This is a genomic window from Celeribacter ethanolicus (genome assembly GCF_001550095.1).
In the GTDB taxonomy this organism is placed as follows: Bacteria; Pseudomonadota; Alphaproteobacteria; order Rhodobacterales; family Rhodobacteraceae; genus Celeribacter; species Celeribacter ethanolicus.
The window spans coordinates 46818-63638 of the sequence record NZ_LRUC01000046.1 but is presented as its reverse complement, the minus strand read 5'-3'; the positions used below and the strand labels follow the sequence as shown (position 1 = coordinate 63638).

The following is a 16821-nucleotide window of genomic DNA, read 5'->3' as shown; positions in this document are numbered from 1 at the left end:
TTCATCTTGTTTTCAGAGGAAAATCAGCGTGGTTCCGCCGCCTTGCCACAGTTTGTGACGGGCGGCCCGTTTCAGAGCCCCGACAGGGGCTCAGAGGAACAGGTGGCCGAAGAACGATCCCGCCACAAGTGCGACGACAATGGTCGCGGCGTAGAGCAGACGATCCCAGTTGAGATCGGCAAGTTGGCTGAGGCTGCGGTAGCTTGCGCGGATTGCGGTCATGTCTGTGCCTCCTTTTCGGTCCTGTTCCGGCGGACCTGTTTCGACGGATCGCGGAATGGCGCGGATCATTCCGACACCGAAGAGGGGCGCTGAGACGCGTCCCGTCTGTGCCCACTCTACGCGTCGAATGTGGCAGGATTTGGACCGCCTTGCCGTTTGACAGAAAAAACTTGCGCCCGCATCAAATCTGATCCGGGCGCAGAAGACAGACGGCAGCGATCCGTTCAGATCATTTGCAGAACAGGTCCGAGGTCAGCCCCAGCACCATGAACCCCATGATCACCACCATGCCGATGGTCATCATCACGCCGACAGCCCGGTCCGGCAGAGGTTTGCCGCGCACCGCCTCATAGGCGTAGAACACCAGATGTCCGCCATCCAGCACCGGAATCGGGAAGAGATTCATCAGACCGATCGCAGTCGACAACATGGCGACGGTCCACAGGAAACTGCTCGCCCCGTCGGAGGCCGAGGTCGACACCACTTCGGCGATGCCCACCGGGCCGGAGATGTTGCAGGCCGAAATCGCCCCGGTGATCATATGACCCAGCCCCGACAGCGACATGGTGATGATCTGCCAGACCGCGCTGATCCCCGCCGACATCGCCTCGCCAATCCCCACCGGCTCGGTGCCCACGGTGAACAGCATGCCGCCGGTGATGCCGATCAGCCAGCGTGTTTCGAACCCGCCATCCTCGGCGGGAACATCGCGGCGACGCGGCTCCAGCGTGGTCTCGAATGTCTCGCCCCCGGCCTCGGTCGGACGCCAGATCGTGAGCGTCATCGCCGCGCCGTCATGGCTGCCGACATAATCCTGAAGGTCCCAGAAGGTCTCGACCGGCTGACCGTCGAGCGCCGTGATCACGTCGCCCGCCTTCAGCCCGGCATCGCGCGCCGCCGATTTCGGGGAGATGCCCGCAACGATCACCGGATAGGGGTAAGGCCCTTCGACCGTGACCTCCTGCCCGTCGCGGAGCACGGTGTAGGACACCCGCGCCGCACGCGGCAGCGCGTCAAGAAAGCCCGACATTTCCTCCGGCGCAGGCACCTTGACGCCTTCGATGGCCAGAACCTCGTCGCCGGATTGCAACCCGACCTCAGTGGGCATCGGCTGCACTTTTTCGATCACAAGCGTGTCGGCGGCCTTGCCGATGCTCAGCACGAAGGCGGTGAAAACGAGGAAAGAGAAGATGAAGTTGAACACCGGCCCAGCCGCCACGGTGAGCGTGCGCGCCCACAACGGCGCACCGGGCATGGTGTGGCGGGCCTCGTCGGCACTCAACCCCTCGACCGCATGAGCATCGGGGGCGGAGGCGGCATTGGCGTCGCCTGCGAATTTCACGTAGCCGCCAAAGGGCAGCGAGGCGATCTGCCAGACCGTGCCGCGTTTGTCGGTGCGTTGCCAGAGCGGTTTGCCGAAGCCCAGCGAGAACACATCCGCCTTGATGCCGCACCAACGCCCGACGATGTAATGGCCGTATTCATGCACCGTTACGATGATCGACAGGGCGACGATGAAGAACACCAGCGTGAAAGCGCCCCCGCCCAGACTGTTCAACAGGCTGCTCAAATCCATAGTCTCCAATCCCCTCAGGCTGCTTTCAGGTCGAAAACCCGTGCCCGTGCCTCTTTATCGGCTTCTAAAATCGTCTCCAAGCTCAGAGCGTTAACCCGAAGGCTCACACCGGCTGACATTTCCGTCAACACCCGCTCCACAAGCCGCGCCATGTCGGGAAACCCGATCTTTCGGGCGATAAAAAGGTCCAGAGCCGCCTCTTTCGCGGCATTGAACACCGTGCCCGCCAATCCGCCCGTCGCCATCACCTCGCGCGCCAGTCGCAGCGCCGGGAAGCGGATTTCATCGGGCGCCTCGAACCGCAACTGGCCCACTTTCGCCAGATCGAGCCGTTCCACCGGCAGGTCGCGCCGCTCCGGCCAATGAAGCGCATAACCGATGGCATGGCGCATATCCGGCGCGCCGAGATGCGCCATCAGCGCCCCGTCGCGGAACCCCACCAGCGCATGCACATAGGAACCGGGATGCACCAAAACCTCGATCTGATCCGGAGAGAATCCAAAATATTCTTTGGTCTCAATGATTTCGAGCGCCTTGTTGAACATCGAAGCGGAATCAATCGTAATCCTCTGCCCCATGTCCCAGGACGGGTGCTTGCAGGCCTGTTCCAGAGTCGCGCCCTCGAGCTGTTCCAGAGACCAGTCGCGGAACGGCCCGCCGGAGGCGGTGATGATCACGCGTTCGACCTCTGCCGGATTCTCACCCACGAGGCCCTGAAACACCGCCGAATGCTCGCTGTCGACCGGCAGGATGCGCGCGCCCTGCTCTTTCGCTGTGTCCATCAGCAGAGGCCCGGCGGTCACGAGGCTTTCCTTATTGGCCAGCGCCAGCGTTTTGCCGTGACGCAACGCACGCAGCCCCGGCGCCAGCCCCGCCGCCCCGACGATGGCCGACATGAACCAGTCGACCTCACGGTCCGCCGCCTCGATCAGCGCCGCGTCCCCCGCCGCCGCCTCGATCCCCGTCCCCGAGAGCGCCGCGCGCAATTCCGACAGCCGGTCCTCATAGGCGGTGACGGCCACCTTGGCCCCGAGATCTATGGCATCCTGCGCCAGACGCGCGATATTGCCGCCGCCGGTGAGCGCCACCACGTCATAAGCCTCACGGTCGCGCCGGATCAGATCAATCGTCGATTGCCCGATGGAGCCCGTCGCCCCGAAAATGGAAATGCGTCGCATGCCTCTGCCTCAGCCGAAAATCGTCGCGAGAATGACGTAGAGCGCGCCCACGGCCAGAAGCGCGTCGAACCGGTCGAGCACGCCGCCATGACCGGGAATGATGTGCGAGCTGTCCTTGACCCCCATGCGCCGCTTGAGCGCGCTTTCAAGCATATCGCCCAGTTGCGAGGCGAAGGACAGCACCATGGCCGAGGTGACGAAGAACCACAGACGCACAAAACCCTCGGGCATGTAAGGATGGGTGAAATAGGCAAAGATCATCGCCCCGATCCAGCCGCCTAGGATTCCCGACCAGGTCTTGTTCGGACTGATCCGCGGCCAGAATTTCGGCCCGCCCAGCGTCTTGCCAACGAGATAGCCAAGGCTGTCGGTCACCACCACAAGCCCGATGGCATAGAGCAAAAGCGCCAGCCCCCCCTCGGCCGAAAGCGAAATGAGTCCGAGACAGCCCAGAAGCAGCACGACCAGATAGAGCGCAAGCATCGGCTGATCGCCGGGACCGAAGCCCCCCGCCGCCTGCTTGACCCGGGCCATGCGCCAAAGTTCCCAAAGCCCGACCAACCCGACGGCGACCACCAGCACGGTGAAGGCAAGATGCCCCGACAGCACCGCCCCAAGCCCCACGGCGACCATCGCAATGGCGGACAGAAGCCGCGGCGCCAGATCGCGCCATTTGCCGGGTTTGGGCGCCGCGCTCATGGCTTCACGCCCCCGAACCGGCGATCCCGGCCCGCATAGCGCGAAACGCATTGGGCAAAGACCTCGGCGGTGAAATCCGGCCAGAGCGTGTCGATGAACTCGTATTCGGAATAGGCCGATTGCCACAGGAGGAAGTTCGAGATCCGCGCCTCACCGGAGGTGCGGATGACCAGATCCGGGTCCGGCAGCACGCGGGTGTCGAGATAGCGGGTCAGCGTCGTCTCATCCACGGTTTCCGGGTCCAGCTCGCCCCGCGATGCCTCACAGGCCAGCGCCCGAACCGCGCGCGCCACCTCGTCGCGCCCGCCGTAATTGATCGCGATGGTGAGATGCACCTTGGTGTTGTCTTTCGTCACCGCTTCGAGATCGTCCATCAGCGCCTGGAGTTTCTTGTCGAGCCTGAGCCGGTCCCCGATGAAGCGCACCCGCACGCCCTCGGCCACAAGCCCCCGCATCTCGTTCTGGATGTAGCGGCGAAACAGGTTCATCAACCCCGAGACCTCGGTCTGGGTGCGTTTCCAGTTCTCCGTGGAAAAGGCAAAGATCGTCAGGTACTCGACGCCGAGATCGGGACAGGCCCGGACGATCTCCTTGACGCGTTTGGCGCCGGCATGGTGCCCGAAGAGACGCGGTTTGCCGCGCGACTGCGCCCAGCGACCGTTGCCGTCCATGATGACGGCGACATGTTTCGGCCCGCCCATGTTTCGCGGCGTCTGGTCGCTCATCACGTCTCTCACTCTACTCTACAGCGGAAGCGCCCGCGCGGGGCGCTTCGCAATCGCATCGGTCGTCTGGGCCGCAGCCCCGGCCCGGATCACACCTGCATGATCTCTTCCTGCTTCGAGGCAAGATGTTCGTCGATCAGCTTGATATGCTTGTCGGTCAGCTCCTGCACCTCGGATTCCCAGAATTTCTGGTCGTCGTCGGACATGCCGTCCTTGTTCTTCTTGATTTGCTGCATGCCGTCCTGACGCACGTTACGCACGGCGACGCGGGCGTGTTCGGCATATTGGCCGGCGACCTTGGTCAGCTCGCGGCGACGCTCCTCGTTCAGCTCCGGGATCGGCAGCATGATGATCGTGCCATTGAGCTGCGGGTTGATCCCGAGGCCGCTCTCGCGGATCGCTTTTTCGACCTTGTTGACCATCGACTTGTCCCAGACGTTGATCGTCACCATGCGCGGCTCCGGCACGTTGACGGTGCCGACCTGGTTGATCGGGGTCATCTGGCCGTAGGATTCGACCATGATCGGTTCCAGCATCGAGCCAGAGGCGCGCCCGGTGCGCAACGAGGCGAATTCGGTGCGCAGGTTGGAGATTGCGCCATCCATCCGTTTCGCCAGATCGGCGGTGTCGAGTTCGAACTCTTCAGACATGGGTGTTCCCCCTTCTTATCTCTCGAATGCCTCCCCGAAGAGAGGCGCGTCGCCGGTGCTTATAGCCGGATCAGTTCACCAATGTATAGGTGCCTTCGCCCGCCAGGATCGACCGGAACCCCCCCGGCGCATCGAGCGGGAAGACGATCAGCGGCAGTTTGTTGTCGCGTGCCAGCGCAATTGCCGAAGCGTCCATCACCTTGAGATTCTTGCGCAGCACCTCGTCATAGCTGACGTGATCGTAGCGCTTCGCATCCGGGTTGGTCTTCGGATCCTTGTCGTAGACCCCGTCCACCCCGTTTTTGCCCATGAAGATCGCCTCACAGGCCATCTCGTTGGCGCGCAGCGTCGCCGCCGTGTCGGTGGTGAAATAGGGGTTGCCGGTGCCCGCGGCGAAGATGCAGATCCGCTTCTTCTCGAGGTGACGCACGGCGCGGCGACGGATGTAAGGCTCGGCCACCTCGTTCATGGTGATCGCGGAAATCACCCGGGTGTGGATGCCGAGCGCTTCGAGCGCCGCCTGCATACCAAGCGCGTTCATCACGGTGGCGAGCATGCCCATGTAATCGGCCGTGGTCCGTTCCATCCCCTGTGCGGAGCCCTGAAGCCCGCGGAAGATGTTGCCGCCGCCGATCACCATGCAAATCTCGACTCCGAGATCGTGCACCGATTTCACCTCTTTCGCGATGCGTTCGACGGTCGGCGGATGCAGGCCGAAGCCCTGATCGCCCATGAGCGCCTCGCCCGAGATTTTCAGAAGCACACGTTTATATTTCGTGGCAGGATGGCCAGCCTCAGGCACTTGGCCCGCCTCAAGCGCTGCGTCGCTCATCAGATGTCCCCGGTATTTTGATGTGGTTGATGGCCGCCAAAATGGTCGAAAACCCCGGCAGGTTCAATGGACGTTTTTCGCGCAGTTCGCTGTATCGCCGCGTTTTTCCCTCGGCATCCTTCCCGGTTGGCTCAGATGGAAAGATACATGGCGATGACAGAGAGCATGGCCAGAGACCATGTCACCACAATGATGAAACCGATGGGCTGCACACGAAACGCATACCGAACCGCAGGCTCGGCAACGAAAAGCGGCACCGTGCGCAGTATCAAGATCACCATGTTCGTCATGAGAAACAAAGCGTTCATCGCGAGTCCAAACAGCATGACGTCCTGCGTCAACTCTGTTCCGGTTTCGACAAGACACCAGAGCGTCCCTCCGGACACAAAGAGCGGCCCGCCGATGAGCCACCCCAGAATGCGTTGCGGCCGCCGCTCCTCCGGGCTCACCGAGACCGCATAGGACGGTACACCGAAGGCAACGGCCAGAAGGTAGGGGGCCCACCAATCGCTTGCGTGGTTGTCCACGAGATACGTCGCTATTGTGGCATACAAACCCAGAGCCGTTTCCATTTTGACCTCTTACATGTCCGATGAGAATATTTTGTTACAATATAACAACCCTTACATCCGCTCCAAGGCCAAAGTGTCATTGACAGCGCAATCGTGCCCTGAAACATGCGCAGGCATGACCCTGCCCTTCGACATATCGCCCGACCAGCCGGTGTTGATCGCCGGTCCGACCGCCTCGGGAAAATCCGCGCTGGCACTCCAGATCGCCGAGGCCCAGGGCGGCGTCATCGTCAACGCCGATGCGTTGCAGGTGTTTCAAAACTGGCGCGTTCTGACCGCCCGACCGTCGATTGAGGACGAGGCCCGCGCGCCGCATGTGCTGTATGGTCACGTCGCCGGGGACGCGCAATATTCCGTCGGGCACTGGCTGCGCGACATCGCGCCCTACCTGTCCGGTCCGGAGCGCCCGATCATCGTCGGTGGAACGGGGCTTTACTTTGCAGCACTCACCGAAGGGCTGGTCGAGATCCCGGAAACCCCGGCAGAGATCCGCGCACGCGCCGACGCCCGGCGGTTCGACGAGGGCGGTCATGCTGGGCTTCTGGCGGAATTGGACGCCGAAGACCCCGAAACCGCGGCAAAAATCGACCGGCTCAATCCGATGCGGGTGCAACGTGCCTGGGAAGTGCTGCGCGCCACGGGCCGGGGTCTTGCCGCCTGGCAGGCCGACACGCCGCCGCCCGCCCTGCCCTTGCCCGCCTGTTTTCCCATCGTGATGGAGGCCGACCGCGACTGGCTCAACGCCCGGATCGCCCGGCGATTCGATCTCATGCTGCGCGACGGCGCATTGGATGAGGCGCGGGCCAATCTCGCCTCCTGGGACCCCGCTTTGCCCTCCGCCAAGGCCATCGGCGCGCCGGAACTCATCGCGCATCTCTTGGGCGAAATGACGCTTTCGCAGGCAAAAGAGGCGGCGACCGTGGCGACCCGGCAATATGCCAAACGTCAGCGCACATGGTTTAGGGCGCGCATGAAAGCCTACCACAAGATATCGCTGCCCTGAGCAGCGCTAGCGGGCGCTTCATCGAAAAAACATATCACATTGAAAACACAAGATTTTCTTTGACAGGCCGCCCCGCAGCGCTAGGGTCGGCGCAGTTGTACAAACCGAACACGATCCTGCGCCATGCCCGAGAGCTTTTCGAGAAAAATTTTCCAAACCCCACCTCTGGGGCAGATGTCCAAAGTCACAGAACAAGTCACGACGGATGCATCCCCGCTCCCCGAGACCCCGAAAAAGCGCAAGCTGCGCGCGCCGGACATTCCCGACATTCCCGTCCAGCCCGCCTATCGCGTGCTGCCTTTGGGGCGTGGCTCGAACACGCTCTCGACGGCGGAAAAATGGCGCATGCAGGCGATGCGCAGCCACCGCAGTCCGACGCTTCTGTGGTTCACCCGCGGTCAGGGCCGGATCACCGTCTCCGGCGTCACCCGCGGCTTCGGCCCGCACAACCTTCTGTTCCTGCCGACCCGCACCATGTACGGCTTCGAGCCCGTCGGTCAGGTCATGGGCTACCGCGTTCACCTGCCCGACGATGTCGCCCTCGGCCTGCCCGAGGAGCCGCTGCACATGCGCTTTCGTGAGGTGCATCAGCAAAACGAGATCACCGGCATGATCGAGGCCCTGCAACGCGAGATCGACGGCCATCAGGCGGGCCGCGAGCGCGCCATGGCACTTCAGGCCGGTATGATCGCTATCTGGCTCGAACGTCAGATGGCGGTGATGCCCGATTATGACATGGCCCCCGACGCCTCCCGCCGCCTCGCCGCCGCCTTCACAGCCCTTGTGGAAAGCGAGCTGCGCGAAGGCCATTCGGTCGGCCATTACGCTGCAGCCCTCGGCGTGACCCCCACGCACCTGACCCGCGCCTGCAACATCGCCTGCGGCCGCTCGGCTTCGGCAATCCTCGCCGACCGGCTGCATTTCGAAGCCCGCCGGATGCTGCGTGAAACCGATCTGCCGGTGAAATCCATCGCCGAGAAACTCGGCTTCCACTCGGCCGCCTATTTCAGCAGGGCGTTCCACAAACACACCGGCCTGTCGCCAAGGGACTTCCGCCAAACGCGGTGATCTTTTTTAAGGGAAGGCGTTGTGCTCCTTTGGTGTGGGTGGGAAGGTCTGCTTTGCGGACAAAGCGACCCTTTGAAAGTGCAACTATTCTGGGGTATCGAATTGCGGCTGGGCAGTCGTGCATTAACGCTGTAGATTGCATAGTACAGGCACGGAGTGCCATGAGAGGGATTAATTTATTGTTTCAAAAAGCTATTTACTTGTGTGCTGCGCTTAGTCTTGCTGCTTGCACAGCACCATTTCAGGAAACTGCTGACGCGGGTAGAGAAGCCTTCTTGGCGAGCATCCCGCTGCGAAATGCCACGGAAGATACTCTACTGGCTCAATGTGAGCGGGCTTTGCAGGGCAAGCTGGTGCAAGCCGAAGCTCTGGCACGTCAGGGCTTCACGAGCTCGAACCCTTCCGCGACAACGGCCCGTTATGAAAAGGTTTTTGGCAGCTCTCCCGCCGCGTTCGGAAAAGACACCCTATTTGTAATGAGTGCAACGATCATTGATATTTCACGCCACAATGAGATTGTAAGTAAGGGAAAGAAGAACCACTTTGGTATAGGGTGTTCATCTTCTGGCTTTCAAATTGCCCGCGTACTTTCGTATCTGACGTCGCGAGGCTATGATGTTCAGCTGGTAGAGCGCGGCAAGTTCTCGGTTCGGAAAGGGAGCTTGCAGTTCTGCATTATTGCCGTGCAAACCATTTACGGCGCCCACCAGCAGACAAGTTCTGTGTCGCTGGTACGCACCCCTTAACTCGAAAGAGCGTGTAGCGTGCTGGGCTCATGCCAGCCATTCTCTGCAATCTTCCCTGTCCGTTCCGTTCATTACCCAGAGACCGAACTCTCCTCCCCGCCACACTTAAAAAGGCGGGGCCAACACCCCGCCTTTCTCTCCTCATGGTATAGGCTTACGACTTGTCATCCGCCTGATCCGGCACCAGCCACTCGGTCTGAAGCTCGGAGACATCCGTCACCACCTGATCGGCGAAGGCCATCACCAGCGCGTCGTAGAACGCGGCGCGGTCCGGCGGCACGATGGCGACATTCACCGGTTTGAAGCCCTCAAGCTCCTCGGCCTTGAGCATGATGTGGAATTTCTTCAGGGCTTCATCCGAGCCCGGGCCATCGACATAGACCCAGCCTTCGAGTTGGTTGAATTCGCCGTCATCGCTCAGATAGGTCGCGCCCAGATTGGAAATCTCGGTCACATCGACCCGGACGTCATAATCGCCGCCCTCTTCCATCCGATCGTTCAGACCGGCGGTGATCGCCAGCGTCAGGTCTTCGGCAATCGCCGGCCAGCGGTCGAGCGCGTTCGAGTCGACGGCTTCGAGATTGGCCTCGACCTCGACGGAGGAAATGTCGAGCGGTTCAGCCAGAAGCGGCCCCGCGGTCACGGAAGCGGAGGTCAGAAGAGCAAACAGAACGGTACGTTTCATGTGTCTTATCCTTTCAAACGGCGATGCCGGGGCACCGCGTTGCGTTGAAAGGACAACCCCTGAGACAGGCGAATGGTTCCCGGCCCCGGTCGACGGGCTTACGACCCGTAGATGATCCGCACGTAATTCATGGTTTCCTGATAGGGCGGCACACCGTCATATTTGTCGACCGCCTCGGGCCCCGCGTTATAGGCCGCAAGCGCCAGACGCCAGTTGCCGAAGCGGTTGTACATCATCCGCAGATAGCGCGCCCCGCCTTCGAGGTTCTGATGCGGATCGTTGATGTTCACGCCCAAAAGCCGCGCCGTGTCGGGCATGAGCTGCGCCAGACCGGTTGCGCCTTTGGGCGACTGGATCGTCGGGTTCCAACCGCTTTCCTGCTGCACGAGGCGCAGGAACAGATCGGTCGGCACGCCATGCTTGCGCGCCATCTGTTCGGCGACCGGCAAATACTGACCCTTGTAGGCACCGGTGTAGCGCTGGGTCTGACCGTCGGCGCCAAAGCGTTCCGGCTGATAGGCCACGGAGTTGGAATATTGTTCCGCCGCGCGCCCGTCGAGCACGTCGAGCTGGGAAGCAAACAGCGCCATGCGGTTGCTGGTCGACAGCGTATCGCCGGCGAAAACGGCCTCCGGCAAAGCACAGATCGCCACACCCAATGCCAGAGCAAATCCCTGCCCCGACACATACCACGCCCGCGTCGTCGCCATCTTGTAAAATCCGTCCACCGTTTCCCTGACGCGCGTACTATAGCCACAAAACCGTGCATTTCAAACAGAGTGTCTGTTACAGGCGGATTTTAGCCCTTGCCCCTCTGCCCCCGGCAATGGTGTAACGGGGACCAACTCTAGAATCTCAGGGAGAAGTTGCATGGCCGGGTCCGTGAACAAAGTCATCCTCGTGGGCAATCTCGGGCGCGACCCGGAAGTGCGCACCTTCCAGAACGGCGGCAAGGTCTGCAACCTGCGGATCGCCACCTCGGAAAACTGGAAAGACCGCAACACCGGCGAGCGCCGCGAACGCACCGAATGGCATTCGGTGGCGATCTTCTCCGAACCGCTCGCCCGCATCGCCGAGCAATATCTGCGCAAAGGCTCCAAGGTCTATATCGAGGGCCAGTTGGAGACCCGCAAATGGCAGGACCAGCAGGGTCAGGACCGCTACACGACCGAAGTCGTGCTGCGCCCCTATCGGGGCGAGCTGACGCTTCTGGACGGTCGCGGCGAAGGCGGCGGCGGTCAAGGTGGCGGCATGGGCGGTGGCGGCGGCTACGGCGGCGGTTACGATCAGGGCCCGTCCGGTGGCTATGACGATCCGGGCTATGGCGGCTCCTCGGGCGGCGGCTACGGTGGCTCCTCGGGGGGGGGCTCGCAAGGTGGCTCCGGCGGCGGCGCCCGCCCCTCGCTCGACGACGACGAAATCCCGTTCTGAGCCCTCTCGGAGCAAGATCGAACCGACACCCCGCTCGCGCGGGGTGTTTTCGTTACGTCCCCCTCCCGGCAGGCGTGCCATCCTCCGTCACCCCTGTCTCTCGGTCGGTCTCCCAATCCACTGCGCGCATGGAAAAATATTCTTCGCCAAGCCCAAGAATCTTGTCGAAAAAATACGCGCTCAGGGTCGATTGCGGACATCTGGCATTGCGCCCATAGGCTTTGAGCCACCCCTCCGCCTCATATTTATTGGCGGTCATTTCAAGATTACCCGGCACAAGGTTGAGGGCATGCCCGCGCCCGAGGTCCTTCCGATGCGCGTAATCCATGGCGTTGCGTGTCGCAATGTAGATCACATGGCACACTTCCCCGAGGGAAAAACGCGTCACGAGATCTTCGAGCACAGACACTGTTTTCGTGCCGGCCCCTTCGTCGTGATAGCCATATTCCTCAAGTCGTTTTGCAAGAAAGTCCTGCGCTTCGAGGCAGGCAATCTCCAGCCAGAGCCCCCGCAGCACGTCATGCGCCGCGGCGTCTCCTCTCGTATGTTCGACGGCCTGCGCCAAAGAAAGGTCCAATTTCCGCACATAGTCCAGTTTCTCCCCACCGCTCAGCCCCGGCAGAAACGCCCAGTCGACCCGATCAGGGAAAAACGTCTCGGGTGTCCCCTCGCCGAAGTCGAATGCCGAGAGTGAACTGTCCGGATCGGGGGCGATCACCCGGGCGTGAAACAAGGCACGCACCATATCGTTTACATGGCGCAACAGCGGACTCAACGGCTGTTGTCTGGCCGCATAAGGCAAGGCCAGGCGCAGATCTTCTGAAACCGCATGTGTAAACAGCACCCGTGCCCAAAGGCGCAGATGCAACGACAAGTCATCGACCTCGGGAACGCTCCACTCAGCGAGGGAGTAGCAGCTATGGACCAGATCGCGCTGAGCCTGCTCCTGTCGTCGTCGCGCCTCCGCAGCCCGGGCGCGACAGTTCGGACAGGCACAATAGGGCACATCGCGATGCCCGCAATTCGGGCAAAAAGCCTCCTGCCCGCCATAGCCGCCACGCGTGCGTGGCTTTCGTTGCAGATGGATGTCCTCGCAATAAGGGCAGGTGTCGGACAGAATGACCGGCGGCAACAGGGTATGAAAACGTGACGGGATCACATCAAGAGAAAAAGCGGAGATCAACTGCGCGACGGTTTCGGGTTTCTCAGGGTCGTAATATCGCCTCAGGAGATCCTGAAATTGATCTTCGCTCAAATGGGAAAGCTTTGGATTCATGCGCCTAATATAGGCAGTGCTTTCGAGATGTTAAGCCAGATTGCCCCCCACTTTTGCATGATGCCGCCGTCCCGCGACATCTCGCCTCCCTCCCCTCAAAAATTGCCGGGGCCACCCTATATATAGAGGGTCCCCGCAGAGGAGACGGGGTCCGCAACACATCAGGAGGAGATCATGATCAACCGCATTCTCGTCGCAAGCGACCTGTCGTCCCGTTCGGATCGGGCCGTGGAACGCGCCGTTCAACTCGCGCAGGAACACGGTGGCAAGATCATCCTCATGCATGTCGTCGACGAGGACCTGCCCGCCACGGTCGTCGCCCGCATGCGCCAGACTGCCGGGGAGGTGCTCGGTGCCGTCGCGCAATCCGAACATGCGCCCGAGAGCACCGAAATCGTGGTCGAGACCGGCGATCCGGTGCTGACCATCGCGGAGATGGCCGAGGCGCTCGACGTCGATCTGGTGGTGCTGGGCGTGCACAAACCGCGCCCGTTCTGGGACATGTTCTCCGGCACCACGATGGAACGGCTGGTGCGTGCGCTGCATCGCCCGGTGCTTCTCGTGCAGGGGCCGGTGACCGGGCCGTACACATCCGTGCTCTGCGGCATCGACCTGTCGCCCTCCTGCCTCGCCGCCGGGCGCACCGCGCTGAGCCTCGCGCCCAAGGCCAAGGTCGCCACCTTCCACGCCGTACATGTCCCCTATCAGGGCATGATTGCCCGAGACGCCAGCGAGAAACAGCTCGCCCCCTTCGTCAAGGATGCCAGGGCCCGGCTCGACGGCTGGTGGGACAGCGCCGCGATCCCTGCGGGCCTGCCGAAGCCCGAGGTGACCCCGGCCAGCGTGCATGACGCTCATGCCGCGGCCATGACGCAGAACGGTGCCGATCTTTTCGCGCTGGGGGCCCATGGCCGCATGCCGCTCTCGCCCAGCCTGCTCGGCGGTTTCACGGAAGAGCAAATCCGCGATCCGCAGAGCGATCTTCTGGTGGTGCGCGGCTGAGCCCCGTTCAGCCGCCGACGGAGCCCGGGTGCATCACCGTGTTGCGCCCGGCCTGTTTCGCCCGGTAGAGGTTGGCGTCGGCACGATTCAGCGTCTGTTCGATCTCGTCCGGGGTGGAATAGCTCTCGACCCCGACCGAAATGGTCAGCCGGATGCCTTTCGGCAGTTCCTTTTCCGCCAGATGGCGCCGCAGACGCTCGCCCACCCGCACGGCCAGTTCGACCGGGACATTGGGCAGCAGCACGGCGAATTCCTCGCCTCCCATGCGATAGAGATATTCCTGTTGCCGCAGCACTTCGCTCATGCCCTCGACCATCACGCACAGCACCTGATCGCCGACCACATGGCCATAGCTGTCGTTGACCTGCTTGAAATGGTCGATGTCGATGAACATCAGGCTGCCCGGTCCGGCGCCGAAGCGGCCCTCTTCGAGGCGGCGCATGAAGGAGCGGCGGTTGCGGCACCCGGTCAGCGCATCGCGCTCCACCGCATCGCCCAGCTCGTTCTCGAGCCGCCGCATGGTCTTCAGCATGAAGCGCAGGAACACGATCACGGTGCCAAGCGCGAGCACGAAGCGGAAGGCGAACCAGAAATCCCCGGTCGCACGGTACACCAGGATACCACCAATCAGGGTCATGATCGAACCGATCACCTGCGCCACGCCCAGCGAGGAATAGAAAAAGCCCGCCACGGTGATCGGGAACAGCCAGAACGCCGCAGAAGCGCCATGATGCGCGATCAGCTCAAACGCACCGAACTCGACGGCAATCAGGAGCACCGTTGGATTGATCGGCACCTTGTGCCATTTCAGATAGCACCAGAGATCGGCGGCAATCAGCGCGACAATGACGGTGTAGTAGACCGACAGAATATACTCACCCAGCACGATATAGCGCACGATCGCGATCGGAAGCACCATGATGGCCACAGCCGCCATGAATTTCGCGATCACAGGGCTTCCCAGAACGGTGGGCACCTGAAATCTCCGCCGGTAACGACCTATGCCATTCATAACCTTTCCCCATGTGTTCAGGGGTGACAATTCATCAATCTATGTTCGAACCCCCATCGGATTCGCCCGAGACGTCGGGACAAGCTATTTTTGAAGTATGAACCTTTTTTCCAGCCCCTCCCATAGGGGCTGGTTCAAACGGCAAAGATTATTTGTCGTTTTCAGAGACCGTCGCGCAACACCGCGAGCACCGCCTCACGCGGCACATCCGCTGTCACGAAGGCCGATCCGATGCCCCGCGCGAGGATGAACCGGAGCTGACCGTCGAGCACCTTTTTGTCCTGCGCCATCAGATCGACGAGCGCCTCGGCCGTGGGCAGATCGCCGGGGATGTCCTTGAGATCGCATTTCATGCCCATCGCCTTGAGGTGTTCGCGCACCCGGCTCGGGGCCTCTTGCGAACACAGGCCCAGACGCGCGGACAGCTCGAACGCCAGTGCGCATCCGATGGCCACGCCCTCGCCATGCAAAAGCCGGTCGGAATAGCCGGTCGCCGCTTCCAGCGCATGGCAGAAGGTATGCCCGAGGTTCAAAAGCGCGCGGTCGCCCTGTTCGGTTTCGTCGCGCACGACAATATCGGCCTTCATCTGCACCGAATGCCGCACCGCCTCGGCCCGAAGCGCCATATCGCCCGCCGCCAGTTTCGGTCCGTTGGCCTCCAGCCATTCGAAAAAGCCCTCGTCGCCCAAAAGCCCGTATTTCTGCACCTCGCCGTAACCCGCGAGGAAATCGCGCGCGGTCAGCGTGCCGAGGATGGCAATATCGGCGAGCACCAGAGAGGGCTGATGGAAGGCGCCGATCAGGTTCTTGCCCTGCGGCGCGTTGATTCCGGTTTTGCCACCGACCGAGCTGTCGACCTGCGCCAGAAGCGTCGTCGGGATCTGCACGAAGCGCACGCCCCGGCGCAGGACCGAGGCGGCGAACCCCGCCAGATCGCCGATCACACCGCCACCAAAGGCCACAACGATGTCGCGGCGTTCGCATTTCTCGGCCAAAAGCCATTCCACCGCGCGGGTGAACTGCGGCCAGCCCTTGGTGCTCTCGCCCGCCGGAAGCGCCAGAGCCACCATGTCGATGCCCGCGCTCGCAAGCCCTGCCCGCAATGTCTCAAGATGCAGCCCCGCGACGGTCTCGTCGGTCAGCACGAAAACCTTTTTCTTCTTGCCCAACAGAGGCGCGATATGCGCCCCCGCCTCGGCCACCAGTCCCTCACCGATCCGCACATCATAGGCGCGATCCCCCAAAGGCACGTGAACGGTTTGGTAGCTCATTGATTGTCCTCCAGAATTCCACCATGGGCCTTGAGCGCCTCGATCACCTTGTCGGCCATGGCCTCGATCGACAGGCCCGGTTCGGATTCGACCACGATGCCCGCCATCTCGTAAGACGGCGTGCGCGCCGCCACCAGCTCGCGGAGCGTCTCATAGGGATTCGCGGTACGCAGAAGCGGCCGCGTGTTCTTGTGTTTCACCCGGCTCCACAACAGGTCGAGATCGGCCTTGAGCCAAACCGCGATGCCCTTCTCGGCGATCGTCGCACGGTTGATCTCGGAGAGAAACGCACCGCCGCCGGTCGACAGGATACCGCGCTCGGTGTCCAGCAGGCGCCCGATCACCTCGGTCTCTCGCGCCCGAAAGAACGCCTCGCCATCGCGGGTGAAAATCTCCGCGATGCTGCGGTCGGCAGCTTTTTCGATCTCCTGATCCGAATCGAGAAAGGGCACGCCAAGCCGTGTGGCAAGCACCTTGCCCACCGCCGTCTTTCCCGCCCCCATCATGCCCACAAGGGCCACGGTCTTTCTCAACCCGGTCACGCACTCACCCCTTCGTCGCCCTCACATGGGCGGCAATTTCCCGCCGATGAAAATTTCGCCCCCTCAATGGCGTGATCTTGCGAAAAATGCCATATATAAAACCGAGAAAACCCGGGACCGGCGGAAAATCACGGACGACAACAGTCCGACCGGCGGGTCCCGGCGCAACGGAGGCAGTGAACTTTGCGCAAATTCCTTTTCCGGCTTCTGGCCGTCCTCATCCTTCTCGGCCTCATCGGCTTCATCGGATTCGCCTATGTCGGCGATTTGTCGCCCGAGCGCAGCGAACAACGCGCCCCCGTGACGCTCGAGCTGAAATAGGCGCCTCGCC

The 16821-nt window shown here is 62.0% G+C and carries 20 protein-coding genes; 6 read left to right on the top strand and 14 right to left on the bottom strand.

Annotated features, from left to right (window positions below; all coding sequences use genetic code 11):
• Window positions 1-90: 90 nt before the first annotated feature.
• From NH195_RS21810 to NH195_RS16865, 8 genes are all read right to left on the bottom strand, one after another.
• A complete protein-coding gene (locus NH195_RS21810; RefSeq protein WP_274377292.1) occupies window positions 91-222 on the bottom strand; it encodes a hypothetical protein in 132 nt (43 codons plus the stop codon).
• Between the two features lie 229 nt (window positions 223-451).
• On the bottom strand, window positions 452-1798 hold the full coding sequence (gene rseP / locus NH195_RS16895) for an RIP metalloprotease RseP (protein ID WP_066709654.1): 1347 nt from the start codon (window positions 1796-1798) through the stop codon (window positions 452-454).
• A 14-nt stretch (window positions 1799-1812) separates the two neighbouring features.
• Window positions 1813-2976 carry a 1-deoxy-D-xylulose-5-phosphate reductoisomerase gene (gene dxr / locus NH195_RS16890; RefSeq protein ID WP_066709651.1) on the bottom strand — a complete coding sequence of 388 codons (1164 nt, stop codon included), beginning with the start codon at window positions 2974-2976 and terminating at the stop codon, window positions 1813-1815.
• Window positions 2977-2985: 9 nt separating this feature from the next.
• A complete protein-coding gene (locus NH195_RS16885) occupies window positions 2986-3675 on the bottom strand; it encodes a phosphatidate cytidylyltransferase (RefSeq protein WP_066709647.1) in 690 nt (229 codons plus the stop codon).
• A complete protein-coding gene (locus NH195_RS16880) occupies window positions 3672-4400 on the bottom strand; it encodes an isoprenyl transferase (RefSeq protein ID WP_066709643.1) in 729 nt (242 codons plus the stop codon). The genes NH195_RS16885 and NH195_RS16880 overlap by 4 nt, the downstream gene beginning before the upstream one ends.
• Window positions 4401-4489: 89 nt before the next feature.
• A complete protein-coding gene (gene frr, locus NH195_RS16875; RefSeq protein ID WP_066709640.1) occupies window positions 4490-5050 on the bottom strand; it encodes a ribosome recycling factor in 561 nt (186 codons plus the stop codon).
• Between the two features lie 70 nt (window positions 5051-5120).
• Entirely contained in the window at window positions 5121-5882 is a 762-nt protein-coding gene (pyrH, locus tag NH195_RS16870; RefSeq protein ID WP_066709637.1) for a UMP kinase, read from the bottom strand.
• A gap of 131 nt (window positions 5883-6013) precedes the next feature.
• Window positions 6014-6454, bottom strand: coding sequence for a hypothetical protein (locus tag NH195_RS16865; RefSeq protein ID WP_066709634.1), 441 nt, complete (start codon window positions 6452-6454; stop codon window positions 6014-6016).
• A 115-nt stretch (window positions 6455-6569) separates the two neighbouring features.
• Between NH195_RS16865 and miaA the strand changes: the two genes are divergently transcribed.
• From miaA to NH195_RS16850, 3 genes are all read left to right on the top strand, one after another.
• Window positions 6570-7457: a tRNA (adenosine(37)-N6)-dimethylallyltransferase MiaA gene (gene miaA, locus NH195_RS16860; RefSeq protein WP_066709630.1), complete on the top strand. Its 888-nt coding sequence runs from the start codon at window positions 6570-6572 to the stop codon at window positions 7455-7457.
• 174 nt (window positions 7458-7631) lie between these two features.
• Entirely contained in the window at window positions 7632-8525 is an 894-nt protein-coding gene (locus tag NH195_RS16855) for a helix-turn-helix domain-containing protein (protein WP_238379791.1), read from the top strand.
• Between the two features lie 161 nt (window positions 8526-8686).
• Window positions 8687-9271, top strand: coding sequence for a hypothetical protein (locus NH195_RS16850; protein WP_066709624.1), 585 nt, complete (start codon window positions 8687-8689; stop codon window positions 9269-9271).
• Window positions 9272-9425: 154 nt separating this feature from the next.
• Here NH195_RS16850 and NH195_RS16845 read toward each other — a convergent pair whose 3' ends face one another.
• Both NH195_RS16845 and NH195_RS16840 read right to left on the bottom strand, forming a co-directional pair.
• Complete coding sequence (locus NH195_RS16845) at window positions 9426-9956, bottom strand: hypothetical protein (protein ID WP_066709622.1); 531 nt, start codon at window positions 9954-9956, stop codon at window positions 9426-9428.
• Window positions 9957-10054: 98 nt separating this feature from the next.
• Window positions 10055-10666 (bottom strand): lytic transglycosylase domain-containing protein, encoded by a 612-nt coding sequence (locus NH195_RS16840; protein ID WP_081423993.1) that lies wholly within the window; start codon window positions 10664-10666, stop codon window positions 10055-10057.
• Window positions 10667-10826: 160 nt separating this feature from the next.
• Between NH195_RS16840 and ssb the strand changes: the two genes are divergently transcribed.
• Window positions 10827-11387: a single-stranded DNA-binding protein gene (gene ssb / locus NH195_RS16835; RefSeq protein WP_066709620.1), complete on the top strand. Its 561-nt coding sequence runs from the start codon at window positions 10827-10829 to the stop codon at window positions 11385-11387.
• 52 nt (window positions 11388-11439) lie between these two features.
• Here the strand turns inward: ssb and NH195_RS16830 are convergent, their stop codons facing one another.
• Window positions 11440-12642, bottom strand: coding sequence for a hypothetical protein (locus NH195_RS16830; protein ID WP_155846212.1), 1203 nt, complete (start codon window positions 12640-12642; stop codon window positions 11440-11442).
• Between the two features lie 195 nt (window positions 12643-12837).
• Between NH195_RS16830 and NH195_RS16820 the strand changes: the two genes are divergently transcribed.
• Window positions 12838-13665, top strand: coding sequence for a universal stress protein (locus tag NH195_RS16820; protein WP_066709613.1), 828 nt, complete (start codon window positions 12838-12840; stop codon window positions 13663-13665).
• A 7-nt stretch (window positions 13666-13672) separates the two neighbouring features.
• Here NH195_RS16820 and NH195_RS16815 read toward each other — a convergent pair whose 3' ends face one another.
• From NH195_RS16815 to NH195_RS16805, 3 genes are all read right to left on the bottom strand, one after another.
• On the bottom strand, window positions 13673-14641 hold the full coding sequence (locus tag NH195_RS16815; protein WP_066709611.1) for a GGDEF domain-containing protein: 969 nt from the start codon (window positions 14639-14641) through the stop codon (window positions 13673-13675).
• A 197-nt stretch (window positions 14642-14838) separates the two neighbouring features.
• Window positions 14839-15948 carry a 3-dehydroquinate synthase gene (aroB, locus tag NH195_RS16810; RefSeq protein WP_066709609.1) on the bottom strand — a complete coding sequence of 370 codons (1110 nt, stop codon included), beginning with the start codon at window positions 15946-15948 and terminating at the stop codon, window positions 14839-14841.
• Complete coding sequence (locus NH195_RS16805) at window positions 15945-16490, bottom strand: shikimate kinase (RefSeq protein WP_066709607.1); 546 nt, start codon at window positions 16488-16490, stop codon at window positions 15945-15947. The genes aroB and NH195_RS16805 overlap by 4 nt, the downstream gene beginning before the upstream one ends.
• Before the next feature lie 183 nt (window positions 16491-16673).
• On the opposite strand from NH195_RS16805, the gene NH195_RS21585 reads away from it, so the two are divergent.
• Window positions 16674-16811: a hypothetical protein gene (locus NH195_RS21585; protein ID WP_096804977.1), complete on the top strand. Its 138-nt coding sequence runs from the start codon at window positions 16674-16676 to the stop codon at window positions 16809-16811.
• The last annotated feature ends 10 nt before the right edge of the window (window positions 16812-16821 follow it).